The sequence below is a fragment of the Pseudomonas sp. H3_C08 genome (assembly GCF_054669455.1).
The window spans coordinates 5,589,524-5,608,331 of record NZ_CP162803.1; the positions used below are offsets into that span (position 1 = coordinate 5,589,524).

The 18,808-nt window shown below is 59.8% G+C and carries 18 protein-coding genes and 1 tRNA gene; 3 read left to right on the forward strand and 16 right to left on the reverse strand.

The annotated features are described in order from the left end of the window. Nucleotides 1–220 precede the first annotated feature (220 nt). The 4 genes from AB4N74_RS25525 to AB4N74_RS25540 all read right to left on the reverse strand — a co-directional run bounded on the left by AB4N74_RS25525 (nucleotide 221) and on the right by AB4N74_RS25540 (nucleotide 3,223). A complete protein-coding gene (locus AB4N74_RS25525; protein ID WP_257356818.1) occupies nucleotides 221–673 on the reverse strand; it encodes a hypothetical protein in 453 nt (150 codons plus the stop codon). 6 nt (nucleotides 674–679) lie between these two features. After that, the gene (locus AB4N74_RS25530) at nucleotides 680–1,093 is read right to left on the reverse strand and encodes a hypothetical protein (RefSeq protein ID WP_008080543.1); all 414 of its coding nucleotides are present in this window, start codon (nucleotides 1,091–1,093) and stop codon (nucleotides 680–682) included. A gap of 29 nt (nucleotides 1,094–1,122) precedes the next feature. Further along, nucleotides 1,123–2,097: an alpha/beta hydrolase family protein gene (locus AB4N74_RS25535; RefSeq protein WP_460097605.1), complete on the reverse strand. Its 975-nt coding sequence runs from the start codon at nucleotides 2,095–2,097 to the stop codon at nucleotides 1,123–1,125. A gap of 67 nt (nucleotides 2,098–2,164) precedes the next feature. Then, on the reverse strand, nucleotides 2,165–3,223 hold the full coding sequence (locus tag AB4N74_RS25540) for a PDDEXK nuclease domain-containing protein (protein ID WP_257356820.1): 1,059 nt from the start codon (nucleotides 3,221–3,223) through the stop codon (nucleotides 2,165–2,167). A 261-nt stretch (nucleotides 3,224–3,484) separates the two neighbouring features. Here AB4N74_RS25540 and AB4N74_RS25545 point away from each other — a divergent pair, with 261 nt between their 5' ends. Then, nucleotides 3,485–3,934: a carboxypeptidase regulatory-like domain-containing protein gene (locus AB4N74_RS25545; protein ID WP_257356822.1), complete on the forward strand. Its 450-nt coding sequence runs from the start codon at nucleotides 3,485–3,487 to the stop codon at nucleotides 3,932–3,934. A gap of 74 nt (nucleotides 3,935–4,008) precedes the next feature. Next, complete coding sequence (locus AB4N74_RS25550; protein ID WP_257356823.1) at nucleotides 4,009–4,299, forward strand: YceK/YidQ family lipoprotein; 291 nt, start codon at nucleotides 4,009–4,011, stop codon at nucleotides 4,297–4,299. Nucleotides 4,300–4,313: 14 nt separating this feature from the next. Here AB4N74_RS25550 and AB4N74_RS25555 read toward each other — a convergent pair whose 3' ends face one another. From AB4N74_RS25555 to AB4N74_RS25610, 12 genes are all read right to left on the reverse strand, one after another. Then, a complete protein-coding gene (locus AB4N74_RS25555; protein ID WP_460097607.1) occupies nucleotides 4,314–4,661 on the reverse strand; it encodes a hypothetical protein in 348 nt (115 codons plus the stop codon). Between the two features lie 29 nt (nucleotides 4,662–4,690). Beyond that, a complete protein-coding gene (locus AB4N74_RS25560; protein WP_460097608.1) occupies nucleotides 4,691–6,169 on the reverse strand; it encodes an aminotransferase-like domain-containing protein in 1,479 nt (492 codons plus the stop codon). Nucleotides 6,170–6,196: 27 nt separating this feature from the next. After that, nucleotides 6,197–7,621, reverse strand: coding sequence for an L-lactate permease (locus AB4N74_RS25565; RefSeq protein WP_093430025.1), 1,425 nt, complete (start codon nucleotides 7,619–7,621; stop codon nucleotides 6,197–6,199). A gap of 17 nt (nucleotides 7,622–7,638) precedes the next feature. Beyond that, nucleotides 7,639–8,253, reverse strand: coding sequence for a glutathione S-transferase family protein (locus tag AB4N74_RS25570; protein WP_034153023.1), 615 nt, complete (start codon nucleotides 8,251–8,253; stop codon nucleotides 7,639–7,641). Further along, nucleotides 8,250–10,031, reverse strand: a complete 1,782-nt coding sequence (locus tag AB4N74_RS25575) for an FAD/NAD(P)-binding protein (protein ID WP_460097610.1) — start codon at nucleotides 10,029–10,031, stop codon at nucleotides 8,250–8,252. The genes AB4N74_RS25570 and AB4N74_RS25575 overlap by 4 nt, the downstream gene beginning before the upstream one ends. After that, nucleotides 10,025–11,056 (reverse strand): 2,3-diaminopropionate biosynthesis protein SbnB, encoded by a 1,032-nt coding sequence (gene sbnB / locus AB4N74_RS25580; protein ID WP_460097612.1) that lies wholly within the window; start codon nucleotides 11,054–11,056, stop codon nucleotides 10,025–10,027. The genes AB4N74_RS25575 and sbnB overlap by 7 nt, the downstream gene beginning before the upstream one ends. A 5-nt stretch (nucleotides 11,057–11,061) precedes the next feature. Further along, a complete protein-coding gene (gene sbnA, locus AB4N74_RS25585) occupies nucleotides 11,062–12,036 on the reverse strand; it encodes a 2,3-diaminopropionate biosynthesis protein SbnA (protein ID WP_367617439.1) in 975 nt (324 codons plus the stop codon). 418 nt (nucleotides 12,037–12,454) lie between these two features. Beyond that, nucleotides 12,455–12,530 (reverse strand) — tRNA-Phe (locus AB4N74_RS25590). A 104-nt stretch (nucleotides 12,531–12,634) separates the two neighbouring features. After that, complete coding sequence (locus AB4N74_RS25595; RefSeq protein ID WP_016986336.1) at nucleotides 12,635–12,907, reverse strand: oxidative damage protection protein; 273 nt, start codon at nucleotides 12,905–12,907, stop codon at nucleotides 12,635–12,637. After that, nucleotides 12,904–13,971: an A/G-specific adenine glycosylase gene (mutY, locus tag AB4N74_RS25600; RefSeq protein ID WP_099757744.1), complete on the reverse strand. Its 1,068-nt coding sequence runs from the start codon at nucleotides 13,969–13,971 to the stop codon at nucleotides 12,904–12,906. The genes AB4N74_RS25595 and mutY overlap by 4 nt, the downstream gene beginning before the upstream one ends. After that, on the reverse strand, nucleotides 13,968–16,193 hold the full coding sequence (locus tag AB4N74_RS25605; RefSeq protein ID WP_099757745.1) for an AsmA family protein: 2,226 nt from the start codon (nucleotides 16,191–16,193) through the stop codon (nucleotides 13,968–13,970). The genes mutY and AB4N74_RS25605 overlap by 4 nt, the downstream gene beginning before the upstream one ends. Nucleotides 16,194–16,271: 78 nt before the next feature. After that, entirely contained in the window at nucleotides 16,272–16,676 is a 405-nt protein-coding gene (locus AB4N74_RS25610; protein WP_093430030.1) for an acetyl-CoA sensor PanZ family protein, read from the reverse strand. Between the two features lie 224 nt (nucleotides 16,677–16,900). Between AB4N74_RS25610 and AB4N74_RS25615 the strand changes: the two genes are divergently transcribed. Beyond that, nucleotides 16,901–18,565 carry an OFA family MFS transporter gene (locus AB4N74_RS25615; protein ID WP_460097615.1) on the forward strand — a complete coding sequence of 555 codons (1,665 nt, stop codon included), beginning with the start codon at nucleotides 16,901–16,903 and terminating at the stop codon, nucleotides 18,563–18,565. Nucleotides 18,566–18,808: the final 243 nt, after the last annotated feature.

The following is an 18,808-nucleotide window of genomic DNA, read 5'->3' on the forward strand; positions in this document are numbered from 1 at the left end:
ATCCGAATCAGCTTTGCTCTCGCGAGAGCATGAAGTCTGAGCTGCATTTCTCTCCGTCGAACCATTCATCCCAAGTTGGTTGTTTGAGAGATTTAACAGGGTCGCTCTCGAGGTTCGCTGCTGAGTCTTCTGCTTTCGGGATCTGCCCGTCCTCGCGTGAGTCTGCTGTCTTCATCTGACTTCCTTTTCCTGATCGTGCGTGGACGTGAAGCGGAAAAAATTACTCGGACTTGGGTTCGGTGTCTTCAACCGACTTGCCATAAGCATCCAGCGCAACCCCGAAATCGGTGATGAACTGCGGTTCGCTCAGCCAGGCCTGGGCCTCTTCGATCGTTGCGCCTTCGGCCCACATGCGGTAGTCGATCAACATGTCGGCGGCCAGGTGAGTGGCGGCCATGCCTTCATTGTCGGCGTTTTCCATGTCCAGCAACTCTGGATGGTCAACGATGACGAACGCCAGTTCGCGCAGCAGGGTCAGCAGCATTTCGTTGCGGCTGACGGCTTCGGCGTCGCGCATTTTGCTGAACATCGCCAGGGTGTATTCCGGGATCGGCTCGGCGAGGTGGTCGAGGTCTTCGTCCTGTTCCAGCGGCTTGCGGCCGACCATACGGATTTGCTTGGCTTTGGCCTTGGCGCGTTTGGCGCGTTTCTGTTGCTTGTTCAGGGATGCCATGGGAACTCAGTTCTTCTGTTGGGTTTGCGCGGCGATCGCGTCGGACGCCGCCACATAGTCGGCCTGGAAGGCCGGGGATTCGATCCACGCCAGCGCGCCGGCCTCGTCGGTTTCCTGCGACCACTGGCGATACTCGATCAGCGCGGCGAGGATGAAATCCATCGCGCCTTCTTCGCCTTCCTGCTCGTAGACCAATTCCAGCAGCGGGTCTTCGAGGAACGCGGTGCACAGCGCTTGCTGGCTGATCTTCTCGGCGTCGATCATTTTCTTGAACAGCTCGGTCAGGTCCACCGATTCGAAGTCGATGCGATCATCGTTCGGGTCCAGCTCGACCGGCGCTTCGGCGCGTTTGGTACGGTTCTGTTTGGCCTTGGCTTTGGCCCGGGTGGCGCGTTTTTGCTGCTTGTTGGCGGAGGCCATGATGTGTTCCGTCGTGCGTTGAGAGGGGCTCAGCTGCGTGGCACTTGCCGCCCGGGAGTATCGGGGGCCAGTTCTCCGGTTTGCAGCCAGGTCAGAGCGATGGGCCATAGTGTGGCTTGGTATGCGCTGCGAAAAAAGGCGAAATGTCCGACTTGTTGTTCGCCGATGTCCTGCGGCTCGATGCGCAGGTGGTTTTTTTCAGCGTTGTCGAAGTAGCCGAGCAGGCGTTCGATGGCTGGAAGGGTGCCGTAGGGATCGTCGCTGATGCTGATGGCCAAGGTCTGCGCACGGACATTGGCGAAGGGCAATTTTGCATTTTTCGCCAACATCCTGCGGCCACTGGGACGCCGTTCATAGCGGGCGGCAGGCGTGCTCCAGTCGCGCACTACACCGGCCGGCGTATCTTCCAGCCAGCCAAGACGTTTGCCCGGGAAGTAACCGCAGACCAGCGTCAGCAGTGGCATCAACACATGCCATTTGCCGAACATTCGCCAGCGCTGTTCGGGGGCGTAATCGCGCCAGTAGGCGAACTGGGCACCGACGGTGACCAGCCGTCGGATAACCTTTCCCGACTCACCGAGGCCAGCGGCGCAGCCACCAAAACTGTGGCCGACCACATCGATCGGCTGACCGGGAAATTGCCGTTGTGCGCGTTTGAGCATCGCCTCGAAATCCAGCGCGCCCCAGTCTGTCCACGAGGCCTCAAGGCCTTTCATTGAGTCGGGTCGAGATTCGCCGATGCCACGGTAGTCGAAGATGATCACGTCGAAACCATTGGCGAACAGATAGGCCGCGAAACGCGAGTAATGGCGACAGCGCACGGACGTGGCGGCGTTGATGATCACCACCGGGCGCTGAAGGTCGGGCAGGGCATGGCGCCAGGTGAAACCGCCAAGGACAAAACCGTCGGCGGCTGTTTCCTTGAAGGCTTCATTTTGCAGCTCGGCGGCCAATAGCGGCTTGCGCTGCACAGCTGGCAATGGAGGCGTGTCCTGAAAACTCATGGCGCTCGACCTTCGCGGGTAGCTGGCAACAATAGTCTCAGTGCATCCAGCGGACAATCCGCAGCGCTTATTCAGTGGACTCGGTGAGCAAGCGTTCCTCGATCAATGCTTGCTCTCTTTGCAGCTCCGCTCGCAGTTCTTCCACACTTGGCAGCACCGTTTTATAGCTGCTGGCAAACAGTTGCTCACTGCCTTTGAGTATTGAGTAGCGCGCGACGGCCTCGTTGTCCTGTGAACACAGAATGATCCCTACAGTGGGTTTGTCGCCTTCACTGCGCTTGAGTTCGTCGTACATGCGCACGTACATGTCCATCTGTCCGACATCACGCGCACTGAGCTGGCCGCGTTTGAGATCAATGATCACGAAGCATTTGAGCAAGTAGTTGTAAAACACCAGATCGATGTACAGATCCGAGCCACCGGCGCTGATGCGTTGTTGTCGAGCGACAAAGGAAAACCCTTTGCCCAGTTCAAGCAGGAAGCTCTGCAGGTGATCGATGAGCGCTTGTTCAAGTCCTGTTTCGTTAACCTTGCCCGGAGAGGGCAAGCCTAGAAACTCGAGAATCACGGGGTCGCGGATGAACTCTCGGGGATTGCAGTTCATCGCTGCGATGTTGGTGGTAGCTTCCTCGATCACGCCGGCCTTGTCCTGGCTCATCAGCAGGCGTTCGTAGTAGAGCGTATTGATCTGGCGATCCAGAGCGCGGCTGGACCAGTTGAGGGTGGCGCACTCATCCATGTACCACTGGCGAGCCTTGTCACTTTCAACCCGCAGGAGCCTGCGATAGTGCGTCCAGCTCAATTCGGGACGCAGTGCGTCTCGAGTTGGGAAGGTCTGATAGAAAAGGCGCATCTTGCGCAGGTTGGTCTCATCAAATCCCTTCCCGAATTGAACCGTCAGATCCTTCGCCAGTATGGCCAGCAACTGCTTGCCATACCCCGCTCGCCGGGCGCCGTCCTGTTCAAACTCAACAATATGCCGGCCAATCTGCCAGCAGGTCTGAACCTGAATCGTATCGACCACTCGCAGCACTTTTTGCCGTGCCTGACGGATCAGTTCGCCAAGATCGCCCAGCAATGAATCGATTTTCGGGTCTTGCAGGTCAGCAGGTTTCAGCTGGCTCATCGAATTTTCCGCATCATTGAAAACAGAAGAGCCAGCATGCCGAGAACCGCTTGCGAAGGATGTCGGCCGAGCCTTGGAAGCCAGCAGGAAGACGGGATGGGTGTTGCAGGAAGTTGCTGGCCAGGGACGCTTTTGCGGGTTTTAGTCTGTAGTCCATTTCGTACACATCCCAAGTTCGAATCATTCTGAAACGTCACCCTCCTGCACTGAATCCAATACAGGGTAACGATTGGGTTCTGTCAGAGCCCGGGAGTCGCCATCATGAAAAGTGTCCTTTCCTGCCTGCTACCTGTCGTCGCGGTTGCTGCATTGTTATTTGCCGCGACGGCGCAAGCCGCCAGTCTTGAGCCTGTCGACAGCGCAGGCGTGCAAGTTCAACAGCAGCAACAAAACGGTATCAGCTATCTGGCCGGCGGGGTCGGCGAGGATGAAGCAAAAGCCATCCAGCAAACCGTCGGCTACAACCTGCACATGACCTTTTCGGTGGGCATGCAGAACGAGTACACCTCCGACGTCGATGTGACGATTGCAAATGCTGCAGGACAAAATCTGCTGGTTCTCAATCAGACCGGCCCGTTGCTGTACGCAAAATTGCCGACCGGCAAATACACCGTGGTTGCCACACGCAAGGGAGAGGTGCGGCGCGATGTGACCGATGTTGCAATCGGTACTGCGCGCAATCTGGTGTTTCACTGGAGCGACAGCGATTAATCACGGGTGCCAGGCGCGGAGGGCGCGGTTGATTGTGCGTACAATCGCGGCCCTCACGCTTTATGGTCAGAAGGATGTTGGCATTGAAAGGGATTTTGCTTTTTGGCTCCGTGGCGAGCCTTGTTGCGTTGTTGGCCGGTTGTGGAACGATGACGGGGCGCTTGAGTGGCGCCTCGCCAGAGCCTTACTACAAGGGGGTCGACGGTAATTTACGCCTGCTCGGCGTGAGGGATGACGACGGCAAGCCAACAGCGGTGATCTGTTATGTCACGATCGTTTGCCCTTTGATAACTGTCGTATCGCTACCGGTAGATGCCGCCGTGGATACCGTTCTGTTGCCCATCGACTACGTCAATACGCTCTGAAACCGCTCACCTGATTATCGTCGTATGCGCTTGCCTTTGGGCTTCTCCGCCGGCTCCTGCACTTTGCGATAAATCCATAGGCCGAACACCCCGGCAGCCAGCAGAAACACGGTTCCTAGGCTTTGCGAGACAAACTCGATCCAGAACCGTCGTGGTTGCACAGCCAGGTGATAAGTGTGCTTGGGGCCGCGGTTGGTGGTGGTGATGGCGCCGCTGATCCAGCTGTCGATCAGTATGTAGATCGATGCACAGAGGGCGAAGGCAATCAGTACGCCGACGAGCACGGTCAGCCAGAAGCTTGTCCGGCTCTGGCGATACGGCGGCGGATGGGGCAGGGGAATGCGGGTTCTTTTCTGATTCATGAAGTGTTACTGCAAACGTCCTTTTGCGCTCAGGAAACGGCGGTCTCTTGATGTTGCTCAGTCAGGTTTTGCCGTCCGTCAGAGGGTCGCCCGGCGAGGTGTGCGCTTTCGGCAATCACCTTGAGGATCTCGATCACTCCCGGAGTCAGCGCAGTGCCAAGGCAGATGCGCACACCCGTGGTTGCATGCCCGTCGGCGAAGAAGATGCCGTTGCCGGCCACGTGGCAGCCGCGTTCGCTGGCTAAATCCTGCAATGCCGACATGTCGGTGTGTAGCGGCAGTTCAATCCAGTGGATGAACCCTCCACGCGGCGGCACGTATACGGTGCCCGCAGGGAAATCCGTACGCACCAGCGCTTCGACAAAACTGGCCAGCGAAGACAGTTGCGAGCGGAGTCTGGCGCAGTGCTCTTCCATGTAGCCGCGCCCGATAAATTCGTTGAGGACATTTTGCGCAAGGCTGGAAACCGCCAGATTGCGCGAAAACATTTGCGCCAGGATGGCATTGCGGTACTTGCCAGCCAGACACCAGCCGACGCGATAACCCGGCGCGATGGTCTTGGAGAACGACGAGCAGTAAATCGTCTGCCCGCTGGTGTCGTAGCTCTTGATGGCGCGGGGGCGATCGCCTTCCGGCACCAGGTCGAAGAAGATGTCGTCCTCGATAATCGGCACGTCCGCTTCGCGCGCGATCTGTGACAGCCGTGCGCGAGTCTCGTCGGGCATGATGAAACCTCGCGGGTTCTGCAGGGTTGGGTTGAGAAAGATCACCGCGACCTTTTTCAGCTTCAACGCTTCTTCGAGGTGATCGACATCGAGACCGAGTTTGCCGTGCGTGCGGATGGGCAAGGCGCGCATGCCCAAGCGTTCGATGGTCTGCAGGATGCCGTAATAAGTCGGCGTTTCGATGGCGACCGTAGCGCCTTTCGATGCGACGGCTTCAAGTGCCAGCTCCAGAGCAATGGTGTCGCCCGACGTCACCAGAATATCGTCCGGCCCGCAGACCACGCCGCGGGTCAGCATAAGCCCGGCGATGCGTCGTCGCAGTGCCGGCAGACCGGGTGGTGCGACCAGTCCGGTCAGCGAGTTGTCAGCTTTGCCAGCCAATACCGACAGGCACTTGTTGAGCAGCACGTTGGGTGTCAGGTCGCTGTGCAACACCGCTGAATTCAACGACGCGGTGGTGCGCGAGGCCGCTTGGGAGAGCATCGCGACCACCGCATGATTGACGTTGACGGTGACACTGGAGAAGTCAAAACCCCTGGCGGGTTTTGCTTGTCCGGAGGCTGAGACGAAGTAGCCGATACGCGGTTTGGTCGAAACGTAAGCATCGGCTTCCAGATCCGCCAACGCGCGCTGAACGGTGGTGATGCTGGTTTCAAACATTCGCGCCAGCGTACGGATCGAGGGCAGTTTCGCTCCGGCTGCCCATTCACCGCTGTCGATCTGACGAATAATCCAGTCCTTGACTATCCGCCAGCGCTTGTCCGGTAGATCAAACCTGTCCATAAGTTCTCTGTGATGTTTCGAAACAATTCAGAGAAAGTAGAGCAAAACGATCCCCGTTGCAGCAACTATGACGATGTTGAGCGCAACCAGGCCGAAGGCGAATCGGATCAGGTTGTTTTCTTCATGCCGATTGGCGCCCGCCAGCCCGGTGATCAGCGACAGGATCGACAGCGACCCCAGCGCGCCATGCCCGGCGGCACTGTTGACCATCGCGGCCAGCCAGGCACCGTGTTCGCTGCTCAGCGCGGCGATGGACGGCATGACGAGGGTGTTGCCGCCGACGTTGGAACCGGTGACGTAACCGGCGAGCCCCGCCAGCACTGCGATGGTTGGCGCCAGGGAAATCCCCGACAACGATTGCAGTGTGCGCTGTGCTTCGACGAGGAAACCGGCGTTGACCATCACCTGCGACAGCAGCAGGAACAGGAAAATCGTCGTGACCGGAAATTTCGCCCGGTTGAACAGTGCTCGCCACGGGAAACCTGCGGCGGCGCTTTGCTTGATTGCCATCAACAGCGTAACGATCAATAGCGCGAGCCCCGGGGAGGCCAATGGCTTCCACGAAACATGCTCGCCTTTGATGATCCACAGCCCATCCCAGCCCGACAGGACGAACAGCCCGCGTGACGCAACGATTACCCCCAGCAAGGCCAGATAGGGCCAGGCTGCGTTCGGCCAGCGCACCAGTTTCTTCCGTTGTGCATAAGAGATCCCCAGGCCGACGCAAGCCACCGCCAGACCGGCCAGCACACCGGAGACTTCCGGGCCGATCCACAGGTTGATGGAAAACAGCACCGCGACGAACAGCGCCGTCACCACGATCAGTCCAAGCCACGGCGAAACCGTGCGGATGCCACCCTGCCACAGAGCAATCGCCGCCAGGCAGAGGAACACTGGCGCACTGATCAGCGCCGAATGACTGCCAAGGGTTTGTGCCGGCAAGTGCGCCAACAGCGCGCCGATCACGGTGGCCAGACCCAGTGTGCCCCACGGCATGATGACCATCCCGGCGAGGGCGATTTTCATCCCCGACTGGCGGGTGAACAGCCCCATCAGCAACGGCACGGTTGCGATCAGCGAAACGCCGAAACCGGTCATTGCTTCAAGCAGCGGTGCGAGGCCGAGCACGATGAAGATGACTTGCGCCGGCGGTGTCCAGCCGAGCTCTTTGACCCAGGCGCCGATGGCCTGCGGCGCACCACCGCGCTCGACCAGGATGACGAAGGCCAACCCCGGGATGATCACGCACGCCGTGCTGAGAAACAGGATGGTGGTGTCCTGAAAGATCGCCGTGCTGATTGCCGCCGACACCGGCCCGGCTGCGCCCAAGGCCCACAGCACGAGCACCAGCACTACGCCGGCCAGTGCCGCTTGCACTGGCGGTCGGCGGACGATCAGGATCAACGCGATCACCAGCGCGATCGGTGACATTTGCAACAAGAGAGAACTCATACCCGGTTTTCCTTAACTTAATCGTGAGTCTGCCCGCTGTACTCGGTCGCCCGCATGGACGCCCGCTCACAAAAAGTCTGATACCACTCGGTCAGGCGTGCTTGAGCGGAAAAGTCCGAGAGTTGGCGAAAGGCGATCCAGTCGAGCGCGGTCGCCAGGGCGATGTGGCCGAGGGTGATCGGGCCATTGAGGTCGACGTGTTCCTCGATGAAGCGGTAAGCCTCCTTGAGTTTGAACGCCTGACCGTCGGCGTAGGCCGGATAGCGCAAGGCCTCGGGGCGGCGCTCGACTTCCCAGCGCAGCTTGATGCCGACATCGCACATGCCCTGCGCCAATGCTTGCAGACGCAGCGCCTTGTAGCGCTCAGGGCCGTTTGCCGGGATGAGTTTCGGCCCGTCGCTCAGGTCGTCGAGGTATTCACAGATCACGATGGAATCGAACAGCGCCGTGTCGTCAGGCAGGATCAGCACCGGCACTTTGCCCAGCGGATTGGCCTTGTAGATGGTCTCGTTTGGCGACGTCGGGCTGGTCTCGTGATGGATCACTTCCAGGCTCGACGCGATGCCCAGTTCGTGAGCCAGCACCAGCACCTTGCGGGCGTAGGGTGAATGCGTCTGGTAGAAAAGCTTCATGCTGAAGTCCCTGTCTCAAGGATGGCAGTGGCTGCTCGATGGGCGTCCATGAACAGACGCGAAGGCGCGCCCGCCGAGGTGACGTAGTGGTTGTAGTAGCAAGAACCTTCGGCGAGCGGGCCGAGTACCCAAATGTTGCGCACCGGTTCGCCGGCGCTCGATTTCGGGTGGCACGCGGCGTCGACATCGATGCCGTCGATGCCCGGTTCGTCGGTTCTCGGGCGGATCAGGCCCAGTCGCGCCAGATCACGCACCGGCGCGCAGTCGCTGTTGCTCACGCCGCTGCTCTGGACATAACCGGCGACGCGTTTGAAGTCGTTGATCGCAGGACGCGAGCCGGGCTTGAGGAATGTCAGCAGACCGGCGTCACACAGGGCGAGCAGGTCGGCGTGGCGCTCTTTTTGCGGGCCCGCAACGAGGCGGTTGATCGCCTTGTGCCAACGGCCATAGAACTGCCGATGCGACGCGTCGGTCAGCCCGTCGAAATCGACGGCCTCACGCAGGCGGTCACGCAGATCGCGCCAGACTTCGATGGCGGCTTTGATCGCCGATCCTCCGCGCCCCAGTCGCGACTCGTGCAAATCGGCTTCGAGGGTGTCGTAGATCCAGGCGTGATAGTTGTAGGTCTGCACGTCGTCCGGCAGTGCATGCCAGATCAGCGCTTGCGGATCGATCGAGCCGCTGGTCGCTTCGTACTCACGCAGTAACGTCTCACAGGCGACAACCCCGGGTTCGCCAGCAACGCTAACGGCCCTGAGTCGCTCCAGCACCTGCTCTGGCGCTGATGGGCTGTGTACGACGGCGACGGCCGCCGCCCGCATCTCCAGCAGCATCAGCGGCAGGATGTCCTGTTCGAAGTCCAACTGTCGGTTATTGCTGCTTGCCCGCAGGGATTCGATGCGCGCACTCGTCAGCAGTACGGCGCGATGGCGCGGGCATTCAATCAGACCGTTGGGCCGGGTGCGAAACGGCAGCCCTTCCCGCGACTGGATAAAGATCACCGGCTCCTGGCCCGAGGGCTGATAGGCGTGACTGCCGTCGGCCATGCGCCTGTAGCGACCGCCCCTGCCGGAGGTCAGCGCCGCCAGGGTGTCCATCGCACCCAGCCCGAGCCCTTCGACCAGCACGGTTTCGCCCGGCTCGATGGTGGCGAGGCTGCCGGGCAGCGGATAGACATCATCAACGCGGTTGCGATCCGCCGAGCGCAGGCGACCGGTATGGCCGACCGTCAGAATCAGCCGATCCACGGTGACCGCAGCCCCCGAAGCGGTCTGCAGCAGGTATTGCTGACCGGCGTTGCTCTCGACTGCGGTGACGGCCTGCTGATGCAGGTTCACGCTCACCCAGTGCGGTGCCGTCGCGAGGATTTGCGCGAAGGCATCCGCCAGATAGGCGCCGAGCAAATGGCGTGGCAGGAAGTCCTGCGGCTCAACGTCACGGCCGTCGGCGGCGAGCAGTCCGCTGTCCGCGTCGACCTTGATGCGCTGCTCGTGGCACCACGTCAGGAAATCCGCGCCCGGCCGTTCCCGCGCACCCGTCAGGTCTCCGAATGCCGCTGCGTCGGGAAAAACTCCGAGCTGGCCAGCGACTGTGTTGAGCAACAGATAGTCCGGTTGATCCGGCCAATGCGCGCCGCTTCCGAGCACGTTCGGATCGAAAATATCGATGACGACTGGCTGCTCCGCAAGCGTTTCAGCAAGGCTTAACAGACGTTCGAAAATCGACAGCCCGCGTGAGCCGCAGCCCACCAGGCCGATGTGCAGAGGCGCCTTCACCATCTGCGCTCCTCCCCGAAGAAGGATGGGATGGCGACCGCCGAACCGTCCTTGACCGCGATGTCGTGGATCATCCGGCCAATTGCCAGATCGAGGATGCCCATGCCGAACGGCGAATAAATCAGCGGCTTGTCCGTGGCAACCTGCAGGTCGCCGCGAATCAATTGCCCGACGGTGCCGGTAACGAAATCACGATGCCCGTACTTTTGCTCGGCCAGATGCGGCGAGGTATTAGCTTTCAGGCAATGGGTCACGTCGTCAAAGTAGTTGTAACTTTCTTCGATGATCTCTGCGCCGATATCCCGCAGCGAGATGTTCAGCACGATCTGCCCCGGGCGGAAGGTGCCGCTGCCGTTGACGTAGGGTTCGCCGGCACTGGTGGCGAACACCACGATGTCGGCGCTCAGTGCCTCGTCCAGCGACAACAGCTGTACATCCGGCACCCCGAGCTGTTTGCCGAAGGACGACAGCGCTTGCGCTGACTCTGCGTTGAGGTCGTGAATACCCACGCTGTCGAACGACCAGTCATCGGCGATGAACGTCTCAAGGATGTTCCGCGAAATCACCCCGCCGCCAATGATCGAGAGTTTCTGTGCGCTCTTGCTCTGGCCATTCAGCCACCAGGCACCGAGCACCGCCGACGCTGCGGTGCGCACGGCACTGATCAGCGCGCCTTCAAGCAGCGCGTAGGGATAGCCGGTGTCCGGATCGTTGAGGATCAGCACCGCCGAAGCGCGCGGGATGCCCGACTTGATGTTGTCGGGATAGCTGGCAATCCACTTGATCCCGGAGACGGACTGATCGCCCTCGCTGTCGACGATCGCCGCCGGCAAGGCAATGATCCGGTTCGCCGGTTGCGCCGCAAAACGCAGGAAGTAGCTATCCGGGTTAACGGTTTCGCCGCGCTCGTGGGTCAGGTAGGTCTGGGCGACCATGTCGATGGTTTCGTGACGCAGTCCTTTGAGAATGTCCTTGACGACGGCGCCTGGGATGACATGGAACGGTTGAATCGGGTTCTGTGTGGTCATGGGGATTACGCCGAAAGTGCCAGAGCGATTTCTGGGAAGAGTGATTGCAAAGCGCTTGCGCCGATTCGCTGGGTGACCCAGTCATCGGAGTAGATGGTTTCGAGGTAGCGCTCACCCATGTCGGGGGAGATCGCCACAACGACATCGTCAGGACGGATGTGCGGCGCCCATTGCTGGATGCCCGCCAGGACAGTGCCGGTGGAGCCACCAAAAAGCAGGCCGTAGCGTTGCGCCAGCCAGCGGCAGACCTTGATCGTCTGTTCCTCGGCGATCGATACGAAGTCGTGAATCCCCGACGGCTCGAAGATCTCTGGCAGACGGCTGGTACCCAGCCCCGGGATATGCCGCGTACCGCCCGGCAGACCGAAGGTCACCGAGCCGACCGTATCGACGGCAATCACTTTGGTGTGCGGATGGTGTTCGGCGAAGTAGTTCTTGCAGCCCATCAAAGTACCGGTGGTACCGGCGCCGACGAACAAGTAGTCCACGTGTGGAAACTTATGGGCGATGGACTTCGCGGTCGCTTGATAGTGAGCGAGGGGGTTGGTCGGGTTTTTGTATTGATTGAGCCAGATGTAGTCGGAGTTCTCTGCGACCAGTTGCTCGATCAAACGGATACGCGAATTCAGGTAGCCGCCGTTTTCGTCACGCTGATCGACCATGATCATTTCGGCACCCAGTGCCTGCATGAGTTTTCTGTTCGGCGCAGAAATGTTCGGGTCGATCACACAGACAAACTTGTACCCCTTGGCGGCGCAGACCATGGCCAGCGCGACCCCCAGATTCCCCGAAGAAGACTCGACCAGGCGGGTCTTATGGTGAATCCGGCCCTGGTTTTCCAGATCCGTGATCAGGGCATGTGCGGTTTTGAGCTTGATCGATCCGGCAGGATTCAGTCCTTCGATTTTCAACTGAATCGTTGCGCTGCACAGATCGCCAATCTGCACATAACTGTCTTCATTGATAAGTTGCTTGATCATACGTCGTCCGTTTCGCTCTTTTGCCGGGCGCACAGGGGCGCCAGCATTCATCCTGGAATGTTTGAAAAGCAGTAAATGCAGTTCGCCTGTTGGGTTTGTTTTTAGATTTTTTAGCTGGACAGGAAGTGACCTTGCGGTGGACGCCGATCTATTCAAAAAATCAGGTTTTGCGCTCTGAGGGCTTCAGAGGCCCAGAGTGTTGCGGGGCGCAAAGTAGAGCCAGTCATTGGCTCGCCAAGGCTTGGAGGAATACTGGCGAATTTTCCTACACGGGGAGAGATACAGATTTTGGGTATTTTTCAGTACAGGCGGGTTTGAGGTGTATCGAGAGGAGGGCGTTGCGGGGCGCAGAGAGAGGCGTGATCAAATCGCAGGCATAAAAAAACCCTGAATCTTGCGATTCAGGGTTTTCGGTATTTGGTGCCCAGAGACGGAATCGAACCGCCGACACGGGGATTTTCAATCCCCTGCTCTACCGACTGAGCTATCTGGGCAACGGGGCGCATTAAAAGGGTTTTTCGGATTTACGTCAACGACTTTTTTAAAATTTCTTAAATTAATTCCGTCGCTTACGATCCGGCCCCCGATTTTGCAGGGTTTACTCAGCAGGCGGAACGTAGCCTTCGGCCTTGGCGTATTCCTCACCGGAGAAGTACTTGTCCATTTCGCCCTGAAGATATTTGCGGTCTTCGGCGTTCATCATGTTCAGACGCTTTTCGTTGATCAGCAGGGTTTGGTGTTTCTGCCAGTCAGCCCAGGCCTTGGCCGAGACGTGGTCAAAAATATCCTGACCTTTGGCGCCCGGGAAAGGGGCGCGGTCCAGCGCGGGCAATTCTTCTTTGTACTTGCGGCACATTACGGTGCGGGTCATGGCGACTCTCCTGCATTCAAGACGACGGCCGCGCGTTCGAGCAAGGTTTTGACCGGGGCGGCGAGGCCCAGGCGCGGCGGGGTGGCGAGGTTATACCAGAGCCAGTCGGCCTCGGCCACGTGATGGGCGGCCTCCTGCACCTGAACCAGCCAGGGTTCGATGGACAGCTGGAAATGGCTGAACGTGTGAACGAGGTTCGGCAGCGCCTGCTGCTCGCCCATGGTCAGCGAGTGCTGATCGGCGAGATGTTGCAGGTCATCTAGGTCGTCGAGTTCCGGCAGGCTCCACAGACCGCCCCACAAACCGCTCGAGGGGCGACGGTAGAGCAGAATCGCGCCGTCGCCGTTGGCGAGCATCGGCATCAGCGTGCGCTTCTGCGGAATGGCTTTGCGCGGCTTGGGAATCGGGTAGCGGGTTTCCAGGCCGAGCATGTGCGCTTCGCAGCCACGTTCCAGCGGACACAGCAGGCAGCTCGGTTTGCTACGCGTGCACAGTGTGGCGCCGAGATCCATCATCGCCTGGGTGTAGGCGTTGACCCGATCCTGCGGCGTAAAGCGTTCAGCGGTGGCCCACAGTTGTTTGGCGACCTTCGGTTCGCCGGGGTAGCCCTCTTGCGCGGTAAAGCGTGCCAGCACGCGTTTGACGTTGCCGTCGAGGATCGGCGCGCGCAGGCCCATGCTGATGCTCGCGATGGCGCCGGCAGTGGACAGACCAATGCCTGGTAGATCGGTAAGCTTTTCAACGTCACGCGGAAACTCGCCAGCGTATTGGCTGACGACGATCTTCGCAGTCTTCTGCAAATTGCGCGCGCGGGTGTAGTAACCCAGCCCGGTCCACAGGTGCAGCACTTCGTCTTCGGGGGCTTCTGCCAGCGCTTCGACCGTCGGCAGCGCGGCCATGAAACGGTCGAAGTAATTGAGCACGGTGCTGACCTGGGTCTGCTGCAACATGATCTCCGACACCCACACCCGATACGGGTTGATGTTCTGCTGCCAAGGCAGATCGTGGCGGCCGTGGCGGTCGAACCAATCCAGCACCGCCGTGGAAAATTGCTCCGCTCTCATCGCTTGAACAGCCCCTTCAATGCGTTTTTCAGTTCCGGGCTGACCTTGTCACCGAGTTTTTCGTCGATTTTTTCACTGAGCTTGTCGCCGGCCAGTTTGGTCGCGACCTGACCTAGACGATCGTTGTCGACACGGCAGGCCTTGGCGCCCAATTCCAGCGGGCCACGGCAGCGCAGTGGCCATTCGATGCCGACGAATTTTTCGCCGACCTGACAAGCCGGATCCGGCATGGCGCTGGTGTCGCCCTCGACGATGATGCCGACGCGATAGTCCATGCCTAGCACGCGCAAGTCGATGTCGCCGTCACCGTTGACGGTCATGCCGGGGATGCGCACTTTCAGGTCCGGGTTGCTGGCAATGCCATTGCGGAAAGTCAGGTTGCCCTTGAGTTCCTGGAATGGCGTGTCTTTACCGCGTGGTTCGCCGCTGAGGGTTTTGCGGTTAAGCGTGGCGATGCCTTTGCACAGTTGCTGTTCAAGATTGGCGTTGAGCAGCACGCCGTTGTTGATCACGAAGCTGGCGTTGCCGTTAAGCGTATCGATCAGTGCCTGCTGGCTGTTGCCGCTGCCAGTGACATTGCTGGTGAGGGTTACCAGGCCTTTGACGGGCGGGTTCTTGCCTTGGCTTTCGAGGATTTTTTCTACAGGCACGCGATTGAGCTTGGTCTGCAGGTTCAGCACAGGCGCGCTCGGGCGTACATCGAGGGTGCCATTGGCGGCGAAACCGCCGTTGTACAGTTCGCCGCTCAGGTTGGTCAGGGTCAGCAAGCCGCCTTGGCCGGTGGCTTTCAGTGCGGCGTTCTGGATCGGCAGTTTGTCGAGGGTCAGTTGGCCGAAGGTCAGATCGGCATCGACGTCGAGTTTGGCCAGGCGTTCAACCGGCAACAGGCGCTCGGTGCTCCAGGCGGTTTTGCTCGGTTTGTCCGGCAGTGGGGTAGAGCCGGCACCGGCCATGGCATCGGCTTCGGTGCTGGCGACTTCGGCCTGACGCACTTGCGTGGCGCTGTTGGCTTGTGCCGATTTCGGCGGCAGGTAGCGGTCAGCGTTGAACGTATCGGCCTTGAGAATTGCCCGCAGCGATTGCTTGGCGAAATCCTCGACGGCGATGCGGCCGCTGAAGCTGCTGTCGTCGAGTTTCAGATTGATATTGTCGAACGCGATGCTGGTTGGCGTGGCGGCAACGCGGCTGACCAATTCGACTTTGCTCAGACTGCCCTCGGCCATGGCCGGCAGTTTCTGACCGATGCTGTCGACGAATTTCGCCAGATCGAACTGGGCGATGGAGAGCCCGCCAGTGATTTGCGGGGTCTTGTCGAGGTCATTGGCTTTCAGCTCACCCAAGGCGCGCAACTGGTTGGCAGAGATCTTGATACCGGTCCATTCGGCGACGTTCGCCGCTTTATCCAGCGATAACTGGCCCTGAGCTGCGAAGGTCATGGTCTTGCCTTGCAACGGATCGCCGGCCAGTTCGCCGGACAGCTTCATGTCTTCGAATTTGTAGCGCTGCAGTGCGCGCTCGATGCGCAGCTCGCCAGTGAGCTCGGTACGCACGCGCAGTACCGGCTGGTTGGTGCCGAGGAATGCCGTGGCTTTCACCGGAATATTCGTCGAATCGTGTACCGGGCCGGTGCTCAACTGGATGCTTTCGGCGCTGAATTGCTTGCCGGTCAGCTCGTCGTTGTATTCAACGCGGGCGTTGTTGACGGTCAGGCTGTCGATGTCGAGGCGGATCGGCTGTGGCGGTTTTTCCGGTTGGGCAGGGGCTTGTGCAGTGGCTGCGCTGGCCGGTGCCGGGCTGCCGGCAGGTGCGGCGGCTGTCGGCACCTTGCCGATGTCTTCCCAGTTGCCGTGGCCGTTTTTGTCGCGTTTCAGGCGCAGGTTCAGCCCTTCAACGCGGACATCGCTCATTTGCACTTCGCGGCGCAACAGCGGCAGCACCCGCACGGACAGGCCGAGCATCTGCAAATCGGCATACGGTTCAGTCGGATTGATCAGGGTGGCAACGCTGGCCTCGTGCAGTTCCAGGCCGAGCCACGGGAACAGGCTCCAGCCGATGTCGCCATTGAGCGTCAGCTCGATGTGGGCCTTGTCGCGGGCTATCTGGCGAATCTCGTCTTTGTAATCGTTGGGATCGAAGAGGTGGGTCAGGGCAAAACCTGCCGCCACAATGATCAGCAACAATCCGAGAAGTACCAGACCCAGGATTTTGCCGAACGCTTTCATGGGCGAGTCCTTGTAGTTAGTCGAATTCGTAATTTAGCCGGGGAGTATAGCGCTGCAATTGCCCGGTTCGGTGTGGCTTCATGTTGCCAGTACCTCCAGCGGGAGGTGTAACTTCGCTGCGATTGCCAAGGCTTCAGGATGCCCGGCAGGCGCCAGCAGACGCAGTTCAGCCCCCGCTTGCGACGCCATTTTCTGCGCTTGGTTCACCAGCCGTTCAGCAACCCCACGGCGACGGGTAACTTTTCGTACGCATAAATGGGACAAGTACCAAACGTCGTGGTGCCTCTGTAGACGAGCGGCACCGAGCAGGCGGTCGTTGAAACGCCCGGCAATAAAACTTCCCTCGGCGAGAGTGCGGTCGATCAGATTGTTTTCACCGGAAAACGGCGCAAACAGCCAGTCCGGCGCGTCGCGATAAATCTTCCGCAAATCCTCCTGATCCTGATAATTGGCGGCGTTCAGCGCTTGTACGACGATTGGCATGGCGTTTTCCTGAGTGATACGAGATCAGACGACAGAAAAAAGGTGATATCAGTTTGGTTTTTCTGTCACGTGCAAATGGTAACCTTCGCCCGTTCGTCCGTCCTTCTGCGACTTAACGTCGCGCCTTCAAGGAGCTTCACCCAAAAAAACGGTCATGCCTGCGTGCATAAAGGCCGGGGGTGAACAGTGGCTGGCGAACCATACTAATAATTGGGGGATACACAATGAGCACGAGCATCACGGCGGACGGCCTCAAAGCCGATCAGCCCGCGTTCCTGTCCAAGGAACGCATCATCGCCAAGCCCGGTTTCAACCGTTGGCTGGTGCCACCGGCCGCTCTGGCCATCCACCTGTGCATCGGCATGGCCTACGGCTTCTCGGTGTTCTGGTTGCCGCTGTCCAAGGCGCTGGGCGTCACCGCTCCGGTGGCTTGCGCACCGGACATGAGCTTCATCACACAGGTCTTTTCCTCGCAATGCGACTGGCCGATCTCGATGCTCGGCTGGATCTACACGCTGTTCTTCATCTTCCTCGGCTGCTCGGCAGCGATCTGGGGTGGCTGGCTGGAACACGCCGGGCCACGCAAGGCCGGCGTTGTATCGGCGCTGTGCTGGTGCGGCGGTCTGCTGATCTCGGCGCTGGGTATTTATACCCACCAGATCTGGCTGATGTGGCTCGGTTCGGGCGTGATCGGCGGTATCGGTCTGGGTCTGGGCTATATCTCGCCGGTCTCGACCCTGATCAAGTGGTTCCCGGACAAGCGCGGCATGGCTACCGGCATGGCAATCATGGGCTTCGGTGGCGGCGCGATGGTTGGTGCACCGCTGGCAACCGCGCTGATGAGCCACTTCGCTTCGCCAACCGGTGTCGGCGTCTGGCAGAGCTTCGTCGCCATGGCCGCGATTTATTTCGTGTTCATGATCGGTGGTGCTCTGGCTTACCGCGTTCCGCCAACCGGCTGGAAACCTGAAGGCTGGACCGCTCCGGCGAAGAAAGCCTCGAACTCGATGATCACCCACCGTCACGTGCACGTGAATGTGGCGTGGAAAACCCCGCAATTCCGTCTGGTCTGGCTGGTGCTGTGCCTGAACGTGTCTGCCGGCATCGGCATCCTCGGCATGGCTTCGCCACTGCTGCAGGAAGTGTTCGGCGGCAAACTGCTGGGTGTCGATGTGCCGTTTGGTCAGCTCGACGCCGGGCAACTGGCCTCGATCGCTGCGATTGCTGCCGGTTTCACCGGTCTGCTCAGCCTGTTCAATATCGGTGGCCGCTTCTTCTGGGCTTCGTTCTCGGACTACCTGGGCCGCAAAAACACCTACTTCGTGTTCTTCGCCCTGGGTTTTGCCCTGTACGCGCTGATCCCGAACATGGGCCATTTGGGCAACGTTGCGCTGTTCGTGGCGGCGTTCTGCATCATTCTGTCGATGTACGGCGGCGGTTTTGCCACGGTGCCGGCGTATCTGGCCGACCTGTTCGGTACGCAGATGGTCGGTGCGATCCACGGTCGTCTGCTGACCGCTTGGGCTGCGGCCGGCGTGCTCGGTCCGGTGCTGGTGAACTACCTGCGTGAGTATCAGTTGAGCATCGGCGTTGAACGCGCTGCCGCTTACGACATCACCCTGTACATCCTCGCAGGCCTGCTGGTGCTGGGCTTCCTGTGCAACCTGCTGGTGCGTCCGGTGGCTGACAAATACTTCATGACCGACGCTGAGCTGGCTGCCGAACAGGCGCTGGGTCACGACAAAGGTGCTGATGCCAGCACGGTCCTGGAGTGGAAAGCCGCCCCGGGCAGCAAGCCGCTGGCGATCGCTGCGTGGCTGGTGGTGGGTATTCCGTTGGCGTGGGGTGTTTGGGTGACCCTGCAGAAAACGGCGGTACTGTTTCACTAAGGTGTTAGCTGGATAAACACCGAACCTGTGGGAGCGAGCCTGCTCGCGAAGACGGAATATCAGTCAACTTAATTGCTGGCTGACCCACCGCATTCGCGAGCAAGCTCGCTCCCACATTTGTTTTTGCGCTGCCTGTAATGGCTTGTATGGACATGTCTACCCGCGACAGCCGGGCGTTCTATCCGTCAGCCATCTCACCTCTCGTGTTTCTGTTTGCGCCTCGCGTGCCTATAATGGCTGCCT

What these genes read in the sequence shown, in the direction of transcription:
- AB4N74_RS25550 (WP_257356823.1), top strand. Translation starts at nt 4,009, where the DNA reads ATGTTGGCATTGAAAGGGATTTTGCTTTTTGGCTCCGTGGCGAGCCTT.
- AB4N74_RS25605 (WP_099757745.1), bottom strand. Translation starts at nt 16,193, where the DNA reads ATGAAAGCGTTCGGCAAAATCCTGGGTCTGGTACTTCTCGGATTGTTG.
- AB4N74_RS25615 (WP_460097615.1), top strand. Translation starts at nt 16,901, where the DNA reads ATGAGCACGAGCATCACGGCGGACGGCCTCAAAGCCGATCAGCCCGCG.
- AB4N74_RS25535 (WP_460097605.1), bottom strand. Translation starts at nt 2,097, where the DNA reads ATGAGTTTTCAGGACACGCCTCCATTGCCAGCTGTGCAGCGCAAGCCG.
- AB4N74_RS25610 (WP_093430030.1), bottom strand. Translation starts at nt 16,676, where the DNA reads ATGCCAATCGTCGTACAAGCGCTGAACGCCGCCAATTATCAGGATCAG.
- AB4N74_RS25595 (WP_016986336.1), bottom strand. Translation starts at nt 12,907, where the DNA reads ATGACCCGCACCGTAATGTGCCGCAAGTACAAAGAAGAATTGCCCGCG.
- AB4N74_RS25565 (WP_093430025.1), bottom strand. Translation starts at nt 7,621, where the DNA reads ATGAGTTCTCTCTTGTTGCAAATGTCACCGATCGCGCTGGTGATCGCG.
- AB4N74_RS25560 (WP_460097608.1), bottom strand. Translation starts at nt 6,169, where the DNA reads ATGGACAGGTTTGATCTACCGGACAAGCGCTGGCGGATAGTCAAGGAC.
- AB4N74_RS25545 (WP_257356822.1), top strand. Translation starts at nt 3,485, where the DNA reads ATGAAAAGTGTCCTTTCCTGCCTGCTACCTGTCGTCGCGGTTGCTGCA.
- AB4N74_RS25540 (WP_257356820.1), bottom strand. Translation starts at nt 3,223, where the DNA reads ATGAGCCAGCTGAAACCTGCTGACCTGCAAGACCCGAAAATCGATTCA.
- AB4N74_RS25530 (WP_008080543.1), bottom strand. Translation starts at nt 1,093, where the DNA reads ATGGCCTCCGCCAACAAGCAGCAAAAACGCGCCACCCGGGCCAAAGCC.
- sbnA (WP_367617439.1), bottom strand. Translation starts at nt 12,036, where the DNA reads ATGATCAAGCAACTTATCAATGAAGACAGTTATGTGCAGATTGGCGAT.
- mutY (WP_099757744.1), bottom strand. Translation starts at nt 13,971, where the DNA reads ATGAGAGCGGAGCAATTTTCCACGGCGGTGCTGGATTGGTTCGACCGC.
- AB4N74_RS25575 (WP_460097610.1), bottom strand. Translation starts at nt 10,031, where the DNA reads ATGGTGAAGGCGCCTCTGCACATCGGCCTGGTGGGCTGCGGCTCACGC.
- AB4N74_RS25525 (WP_257356818.1), bottom strand. Translation starts at nt 673, where the DNA reads ATGGCATCCCTGAACAAGCAACAGAAACGCGCCAAACGCGCCAAGGCC.
- AB4N74_RS25570 (WP_034153023.1), bottom strand. Translation starts at nt 8,253, where the DNA reads ATGAAGCTTTTCTACCAGACGCATTCACCCTACGCCCGCAAGGTGCTG.
- sbnB (WP_460097612.1), bottom strand. Translation starts at nt 11,056, where the DNA reads ATGACCACACAGAACCCGATTCAACCGTTCCATGTCATCCCAGGCGCC.
- AB4N74_RS25555 (WP_460097607.1), bottom strand. Translation starts at nt 4,661, where the DNA reads ATGAATCAGAAAAGAACCCGCATTCCCCTGCCCCATCCGCCGCCGTAT.